Source organism: Cupriavidus sp. UYPR2.512 (genome assembly GCF_000379565.1).
Lineage (GTDB): Bacteria > Pseudomonadota > Gammaproteobacteria > Burkholderiales > Burkholderiaceae > Cupriavidus.
Window position 1 is genome coordinate 1 of the sequence record NZ_KB902889.1, and the last position, 7,986, is coordinate 7,986.

Annotated in this window: 8 protein-coding genes and 1 pseudogene; 7 read left to right on the top strand and 2 right to left on the bottom strand. The window is 55.3% G+C overall.

The annotated features are described in order from the left end of the window. Positions 1-522 precede the first annotated feature (522 nt). From nifA to A3A5_RS0108785, 7 genes and pseudogenes are all read left to right on the top strand, one after another. Positions 523-2,166, top strand: coding sequence for a nif-specific transcriptional activator NifA (gene nifA, locus A3A5_RS0108765; protein WP_026200592.1), 1,644 nt, complete (start codon positions 523-525; stop codon positions 2,164-2,166). A gap of 249 nt (positions 2,167-2,415) precedes the next feature. Further along, positions 2,416-3,900, top strand: coding sequence for a nitrogenase iron-molybdenum cofactor biosynthesis protein NifE (gene nifE, locus A3A5_RS37970; protein ID WP_018310224.1), 1,485 nt, complete (start codon positions 2,416-2,418; stop codon positions 3,898-3,900). Positions 3,901-3,915: 15 nt separating this feature from the next. Beyond that, positions 3,916-5,271 carry a nitrogenase iron-molybdenum cofactor biosynthesis protein NifN gene (gene nifN / locus A3A5_RS0108775; protein ID WP_026200593.1) on the top strand — a complete coding sequence of 452 codons (1,356 nt, stop codon included), beginning with the start codon at positions 3,916-3,918 and terminating at the stop codon, positions 5,269-5,271. Positions 5,272-5,319: 48 nt separating this feature from the next. Further along, a pseudogene (gene nifX, locus A3A5_RS44550) lies at positions 5,320-5,724 on the top strand (nitrogen fixation protein NifX); the annotation flags it as partial. A gap of 84 nt (positions 5,725-5,808) precedes the next feature. After that, complete coding sequence (locus A3A5_RS44555; protein WP_232431297.1) at positions 5,809-6,006, top strand: CCE_0567 family metalloprotein; 198 nt, start codon at positions 5,809-5,811, stop codon at positions 6,004-6,006. A 17-nt stretch (positions 6,007-6,023) separates the two neighbouring features. Then, positions 6,024-6,320 (top strand): ferredoxin III, nif-specific, encoded by a 297-nt coding sequence (fdxB, locus tag A3A5_RS41005; RefSeq protein ID WP_081623837.1) that lies wholly within the window; start codon positions 6,024-6,026, stop codon positions 6,318-6,320. 18 nt (positions 6,321-6,338) lie between these two features. Beyond that, positions 6,339-6,908 carry a nitrogen fixation protein NifQ gene (locus A3A5_RS0108785; RefSeq protein ID WP_018310227.1) on the top strand — a complete coding sequence of 190 codons (570 nt, stop codon included), beginning with the start codon at positions 6,339-6,341 and terminating at the stop codon, positions 6,906-6,908. A gap of 143 nt (positions 6,909-7,051) precedes the next feature. Here the strand turns inward: A3A5_RS0108785 and A3A5_RS0108790 are convergent, their stop codons facing one another. Beyond that, positions 7,052-7,537, bottom strand: a complete 486-nt coding sequence (locus tag A3A5_RS0108790; protein WP_018310228.1) for a hypothetical protein — start codon at positions 7,535-7,537, stop codon at positions 7,052-7,054. Between the two features lie 234 nt (positions 7,538-7,771). Then, positions 7,772-7,986, bottom strand: a 215-nt coding sequence (locus A3A5_RS0108795; protein ID WP_018310229.1) for a transposase, incomplete at its 5' end; no start/stop codon positions are given.

A 7,986-nucleotide genomic window follows, 5' to 3' on the forward strand; every position in this document is an offset into this window, starting at 1 on the left:
GTGCCGGAACTGGTCGACGCCATCAACGAGTACATCGCTCACCACAACACCAACCCCAAGCCGTTCATCTGGACCAAGAGCGCTCGCGACATCCTACAGAAGGTCATTCGTGCCAACCGCCGCTTAAGTTCCAAACAGAATGGAACATTGCACTAGAACTACGGTGCACCTAAAGATGAGGCTTTGCGTACATCGTGTGCTCTCTGTTCCTGTTGTCATGGAACATCATATGAGGCACTCAGCATAAGCCGGCACCGACGTGGCGCGCGTCCTCGACGCGGAGTTTGTCTTAAAGGCGCCGTTTTTTTCAGTTAGTATCTTATGCTCGCACGGAGGGGCGTTGTTGTCCTTGTCGTGCCTCTCCGACATCGCAGCTGCGATTTTGTCCGTTTTGTCGACAATGTAGATGCCCACTTACTGGTGGCGTCCGAATTCGCCATCGCGCGGCGCCAAATGATGCGTCGTTATGTCGACCTCGCGTCTGCCGAAGGCGTTGACAAGTTATCCCGGGAGTTTGAATCCATGCCGCATTTCTATGCTAGCGAGAGTGCTAACGATTTCGATTTGGTGTACGAGGTAGTGCAGACGCTAGTCTCGTCGCGGGATGCCGAACAGACGTTGGACAGATCCCTGCGTTATCTTTCATATGCGCTAGGATGGCGCTCCGCGTTCATCGCCGTCGTGGAGCCAGGCGGATATCTGACTGGCTTTTGTTCCACGGGGCTTTCAGAGGGCTGGCGAGAGCGCGCGCGTTTTTTACCCGATGAGGGGATTGTGGGACGGATTCATTCGAGTGATTCGCCTGTTATTGTGCCCGAGTTGCACGACGAACCGCTTCTCGCGGGCGGTTTCGGAGCTGTTAATGAATTAGACGGTGGGCATATCGCTCTCCTGGGAACTCCAATCCGACATGAAGGGCGACCCCTTGGTGTTCTAGTCGCGTTTTGTGAGAATCCAGACGGAAAGCGTGCTTTTGCCAGCGATCTCCAACTCATGAAAGTCGTTGCAGCGCCTATGGGGCAAGCGCTGCTGCTTAATCGCGATGGCATCCACAAAGGCGATAACACGGGGCAGGCATATAGACGTCCACAGAAGGAGCATCTCCCTTCGCGCAATATTGATAATGCGGTGGGCCGTTCCTTCTCGATGCAGCGGGTATTTGCGCAAGTTCATCAGGTCGCGCCAGCGAGGGCGACAGTACTATTGAGGGGTGAAAGCGGAACGGGCAAGGAGTTGATCGCACGCGCAATCTATAGCTTGTCTCAGCGTAAGGATCAGCCATTTGTTTCGGTGAATTGCGCGGCGCTTTCAGAGACACTCTTGGAAAGCGAACTGTTTGGCCATGAGAAGGGCGCGTTTACTGGCGCGCAATCTCAACGAAAAGGCCGATTCGAACTAGCGCACGGCGGCACACTATTTCTCGATGAGATTGGCGACATTTCGCCATCCTTCCAGGCGAAGCTCTTGCGGGTTCTGCAAGAACGAGAGTTCGAACGCGTAGGTGGGTCAACACCTGTAAGGGTTGATGTGAGGCTAATCGTTGCGACAAATCGTAACCTTGAACGAATGGTGAAGGAGGGTGAATTCCGCGCAGATCTGTATTATCGCATCAACGTGGTGAGCATTCGTCTGCCGCCGCTACGTGAGCGCCGTGAGGACATTCCGGCCTTAGCCCAATACTTCTTAGATCGATTTAACCGTGACAACAGCAGGTCGCTGCGCTTCACCGATGAAGCATTGCGCGTGCTTTCGGATTGCTACTGGGCTGGTAACGTGCGGGAGTTGGAGAACTGCGTTGAGAGGACTGCGACGATGGCACTCCAAGATTCGATCGATCGGCTCTCATTCCTCTGTGAGATGGATCGGTGTCTAACAAAAGGGTTGCATCACATCGAGCGAGAAGATGCCGTACGTCCTGACCGCTCGTCAAACGCTACTGGGAGCGAAGAGGCCGCTGCGGTCGTCATCGAAGATGCAAGTCACGATAGCAACAGATTCACCGTGCCGAGCAAGAACGACAGACCTCAAGGTGAGCGAGAGCGACTCGTTTGGGCGATGGAGCGCTGTGGCTGGGTGCAGGCAAAGGCGGCACGGCTCTTGGGCATTACGCCACGGCAGATTGGTTACGCACTGCGTAAGCACGGTATCGAGCTTCGTCGTTTCTGATGGCAACAAATGCGCTGTGTACGCTTCCCGCAGACCTATCACCGAAATCTGTGAAAACTGAAAACACGCAGAGGAGTTTACTCTTGCGTGACTGCACAGTGTCGGAATCGGTTCCAACTTTGTCGCAGGAGCATCCAACAACGACAATTGCGGCGTGCGCGCAGGGGCCGCATAGCGGTAAATCCTCGCCTGCGATGATGGTACGCAACTTGCTGCCCTTCGTGAACCGCAGAGTGTAAGGAGTCAAATATGTTGCGCAAGGCGAGGGCCGCCGATCTTTTCGACCAACCTGGTTGTGCGACGAACCGGGCAAAGAGCGAGGAGCGGCGTAAGCAGGGCTGTTCGAGGCAGCTCTTGCCGGGGGCGGCCGCTGGCGGCTGCGCATTCGACGGTGCGAAAATTGCACTCCAGCCCGTGGCTGACGTGGCCCACCTCGTGCATGGGCCGATCGCATGCGAAGGCAACTCCTGGGACAATCGCCACGCGGCGTCATCAGGGCCAACACTTTACCGCACCGGCTTCACTACTGACATCAATGAGTTCGACGTGATCTATGGCGGTGAGAGGCGCCTATTCAGTAGCGTGCGCGAGATCATTGAAAAGTACGATCCGCCAGCGGTCTTTGTTTATCAGACGTGCGTTACTGCATTGATCGGTGATGACATAGACGCAGTGTGCAAGCAGGCTTCAGAAAAGTTCAGCAGGCCCGTCATACCGGTCCACGCACCCGGGTTCTCTGGATCAAAAAACTTCGGCAACAAACTTGGCGGCGAGGCGCTTTTGAATTATGTCATAGGTACCCATGAGCCGGCATACACAACGCCGACAGACATCAACGTCATCGGTGAGTACAACCTGTCAGGCGAGTTATGGCAAGTGAAACCGCTCTTTGACGCGCTTGGCATCCGGTTTTTGTCGTGCATCACTGGCGATGGTCGATACAGCGACATTACAAGTGCGCACCGCGCGAGAGCTAACATGGTGGTGTGTTCGAAGTCGATGGTCCATGTCGCAACGAAGATGCAGCAGCGCTATGGCATTCCATACTTTGAGTGCTCATTCTATGGCATTGGCGACATGAGCAATGCGCTCCGCCAGATCGCAAGTCTGTTGGTACAGCGAGGGGCATCCGAAGAGCTGCTAGCCCGTACGGAGCGCTTGATTCAAGCTGAGGAGAGGCGCGCATGGGAACGGATTGCGTCGTACCGTGAGCGTCTTGAAGGCAAACGTGCGCTACTTATCACCGGGGGGGTGAAATCCTGGTCAGTTGTAGCTGCGTTGCAGGAGGCCGGCCTTGAAATCATTGGCACAAGCGTGAAGAAGAGCACCAAGGAGGACAAAGAAAGAATCAAGGGGATCATGGGACAGGACGCGTTCATGTTTGACAACATGACGGCGCGTGAGATGTACAAGATGTTGCGCGACGCGAAGGCCGACATCATGCTGTCCGGGGGACGGTCACAGTTTGTCGCATTGAAGGCGCGCATGCCTTGGCTCGACGTTAATCAAGAGCGCCATCATCCGTATGCCGGATATGAAGGCATCGTTGAGTTGGTGCATGAGATTGACCGCGCCATTTGTAACCCGGTCTGGCAACAGGTGCGCATTCCCGCGCCGTGGCATGACGACGATGAAGCCATTTGGTTAAGCGATTCCAGCCAGGGGGAGTGTACTCTGCACACAAAGCCGCTGCAGAATCCAGTGAGCGCACCTCGGCCCGTTCCGGCGCCTTAAGAGGGGGGAGATATTTTGGCTATCGTGGTCAAATCTGAAAAAGCGTGCACGGTAAACCCGTTAAAAACAAGCCAGCCACTCGGTGCCAGCTATGCGGCTATGGGACTCGACGCCTGCGTGCCTATGATGCACGGCTCGCAAGGCTGCACGTCGTTTGGCTTGGTGTTGCTTGTGCGACATTTCAAGGAAGCTATCCCGCTGCAGACTTCAGCGATGGATGAAGTCTCTGCCGTGTTGGGTGGATATGACAATGTCGAGACAGCGTTGCTTAATATTCGCAAGCGTGAGGCGCCAAGAATCGTTGTAGTCTGCTCGACGGGTCTCACCGAGACCACTGGCGAGGATCTTGGTGGTTATCTTAAAATGATACGCAGGCGTAACCCAGAACTGATCGATACGGAAATTGTGTACGTCTCGACGCCAGATTACGCTGGCGCCTTCGAGGACGGTTACAGCAAGGCTGTGTCGGCGATTGTGATGGCACTAGTCAAGCCACTGCCTACTATTCATCGACAAATTAACGTGTTGCCCGGTAGCCATTTGTCGCCACGTGATATTGAAGAGCTGCGCGCGATAGTCGATACATTTGGCCTAGACCCAATAATCCTCCCAGACATTTCCGGTTCGCTTGATGGTCATCTTGCTTCAGAATGGCGGGGTACAACGCAGGGCGGGACTACGCTCGATCAAATCCACGCTGCCGGTGCATCCTCTTTCACAATCGGCATTGGGGAGCAAACTCGCGCTGGTGCGCGAGCGTTACAGGCAATAGCTGGCACGCCATTCGAAATCTTCGAACGCCTCACGGGACTGGAGCCCAACGACCGGCTGCTGCGGCTTCTTGCGCAGTTGTCAGGCCGAGCTATTCCAGGAAAGTACCGGCGGCAGCGTAACCAACTGCTGGATGCAATGCTAGACAGCCACTTCTACACGGGTGGCATAAAGGTAGCAATCGGTGCGGAGCCTGACCTGCTCCTTTCGATTGGTTCACTGCTGCACGAGATGGGGGCCGAATTGTCGGTCTGCGTCAGCACGACTGCATCTGCCGCGCACGCACTATTGCCCGCAAGCGAAGTGGTGCTGGGGGACCTGGAGGACATGGAGCGCGCGGGTGGCAATTGCGATGTGCTAATTACTCATTCGCATGGACGGCAGATGGCCGCGCGACTCGGCAAGCCGCTGATGCGCATAGGCTTCCCTGTGTTCGACCGCGTGGGAAACGCACATCGGTGTCAAATTGGCTATCGAGGCACAATGGAACTGATCTTCGAGTTTGCAAACCTGATGCTCGAGCAGATTAAATACCGCGCACCGAGCGATTGGCCTCTGCCCGCGAGCCTCCATCGTATTGTGGCAAGTTCCCGGATCTGATGCCGAGATTCCGTCCAGCCACTAAGTGATTCCACAAGGAGAGCATGCATGAAAATCGCATTCGCCACGCAAGATAAGGTGCATGTTGACGCGCACTTCGGGTGGGCTAAGAATATCGTGGTCTACGACGTGACAGCGGCGGGGCACAAGTTTATCGAGGTTTTCGATTTCAGCGACACGCCGCAGAAGCATGGCAACGAAGAAAAGTTGGGGCGAAGGCTCGAAGTCATCCGTGACTGCGCGATCTTGTACGTTGCAGCAATTGGAGGCGCTGGGGCGGCGCGCGTGGTTGCGTTGAAGATCCATCCTGTCAAGGTGGCACAGGCAGAGCCGATTGAGGTGATTTTGAGAAAGGTCCAGGAAGTGTTAAAGGGAACACCGCCGCCGTGGTTAAGGAAGGCGATTAAGAAGGACGTTGGCACGTCATACGATTTTGCAGCGGACGACGAGTTGCCCGATAGCCGCGCCTATTGCAAAGAAGACGACTTCGCTTCGCGCCACATAGTGCTCGGTACGGAACCTGGCAGGGAAGGTAAGATAAAGGATCCTGAGGAAGAAAAAGCGCGCTTAAAAAAACTGAATGCGCTGGCTGTGCAAGCCAAGATGGATCTACATGATCTATCCGAAGAGTTGCCGGCTAGTTGGGAGAAAATCCTAATCGTTGCCAGACGCTGCCACGAAATCCATGCCGCATTGATGGAGGCGCGAAAGAGCGCCGGAGCGGCTTACAAGTGAATAGTGCGAGAATTGACGTGAGCGATAACTTTTCCGTGACGCTACCAAGCGGCGCGATCTGGACGCCGAACTTTGTTAGTTCGATCGATCAGCACAAATGCATCGGTTGTGGCCGATGCTTTCGTGTGTGTTCTCGCGGTGTCCTTCAACTGGTGGGGGTTAGCGAGGACGGGAGCCTTATTCCCCTTGAGGACGAGGACGAGGATGAATGCGAGAAGAAGGTTATGACTATCGCCCGTCGCGAGGATTGCATAGGTTGCACTGCGTGCGCGAAGATTTGTCCAAAAAAGTGCTACACGCACGCGCCGGCCTAGGTATCAGAGAGGACGCCCATGGACTTCCACAGGACTCTAATGCGTCATGCGGTAGATGCCAATGACTGCACGGTGCTTGCGCTTGCTGGCATTCTCTCTTCGGCCCTCGTTGAAGGGGACGTACATGCCCTCCCCATAAGGGGACTTGATGCGAACGAGACAAGGTGGCTGCTTGCACACTGGTTTCCAGGTGCGGATGATGCATTATCTTTGCAATTGAATAGGGCGACTACGACCTCGCAAGACCAAACGCGTTACGATGAGGTCGAGGATCTCGTAACCTTGCTTGAGGCGCACGCAGATCCGCGCGCCGGTACACCCAACGAGGTGCGCTGCGTTTCCCATGCACTGGCTTCCGCGTGTTTGAAAGACAAACACTTGTGGCAAAATTTACGCCTTCCCTCCCGGGTGGAACTGTCTGAGCTGCTTAAGTACTGGTTCCCCCTGCTCGCTGAAAAGAATGTCCACGGAATGAAGTGGAAGAAGTTCCTCTACAAACAGCTATGTGAACGCGATGCGCTATTCGTCTGCAGGGCTCCGAGCTGCAGCGTTTGCCCCAGTTTCGAAGATTGTTTTGGGCCTGAGTGACAAAAGACCACACTTTACAAGTAGGCGGTCAGTCGGCATCAGGTCCATAGAAAGACGTTCGAATCATATCCACATACCATAAACACGTTCGACCCTGGCTGGGGCGAAGGATATACCGTATGGTCCTTCCATGTCGCCTGGCGCTATCTGGAAGCTGAATGAGCGAGCAGGGCTTCAACGACTTCCAAGCCGATGCTGTCGGCGGGGTCCAGCTTGCGAAGCTTGTTCATCAGCTGGAGCGCCATGGCATGGTCGCCGAGGCGTATACTAAATAGCGTCAGGGCCTTCAGGGTGAAGAGCCAGAAGCGCCCGGGGCCGGAAATTGTGAAGTCGGTGTCGCCCGGTTCTACCGCACGCCAATCAATGTTGATGGAGGCTTGTCGCGCAGCGGCTACCAGGGCTTTGCTGGCCACCTCCTGCGCTTTGCGAAGCTCACCGTGGTTTGCTTGGAACTTATACAGCAGATAGTACGGCGGCAGACAGTTCGGGAACGAGAGAACTGCCGTCCATAAGGCGACTTCCGCCTTGTCACTGCCCCCACCCCGAATTGTATTGATCAACTGTAGAACAGCGGGCGGGACAGTGCCGCCAAAGAGTTCGGCAGACTCGAAACCAGTAATGAGATTCATCCATTTCTCCTACATAATGAGGCATCCGATCACTTTACTATTCTCAAGCTGATGGATGCCCGATGAAGCGGCGAACGATCTGACTTAGCAGGCCGCTGAAGTACTCGCTGCGGGCGGGGCAAAGCTTCCCCCTGCGCGACGCACATGCCTCGTATTTTTCATAATCCGGAAGCCGGGCGTCACTTCATCGATTTTCANGCGGTTTGATGCCCATTTTTAGCTTCCTTGCTCCCATTACAGTCCCTGCGGACGGATTTGTCCTAGCGTTCGCATCCGCACGAGGTTGTAAGCGGCCATGCTAAGCACAAACATCTGGTCGACCTTCTTCAAGCCGCGCACCATCACCTGACGCATGCGCCCGACCGTCTTGACCCAGCCGAAGCCCTGTTCGATCAGCTTGCGCTTCTGCTGCGAGATGGCATAGCCGACGCTGCGGGCAATCTCATCGG

What these genes read in the sequence shown, in the direction of transcription:
- nifA (WP_026200592.1), top strand. Translation starts at nt 523, where the DNA reads ATGCCGCATTTCTATGCTAGCGAGAGTGCTAACGATTTCGATTTGGTG.
- nifE (WP_018310224.1), top strand. Translation starts at nt 2,416, where the DNA reads ATGTTGCGCAAGGCGAGGGCCGCCGATCTTTTCGACCAACCTGGTTGT.
- A3A5_RS0108785 (WP_018310227.1), top strand. Translation starts at nt 6,339, where the DNA reads ATGGACTTCCACAGGACTCTAATGCGTCATGCGGTAGATGCCAATGAC.
- A3A5_RS0108790 (WP_018310228.1), bottom strand. Translation starts at nt 7,537, where the DNA reads ATGAATCTCATTACTGGTTTCGAGTCTGCCGAACTCTTTGGCGGCACT.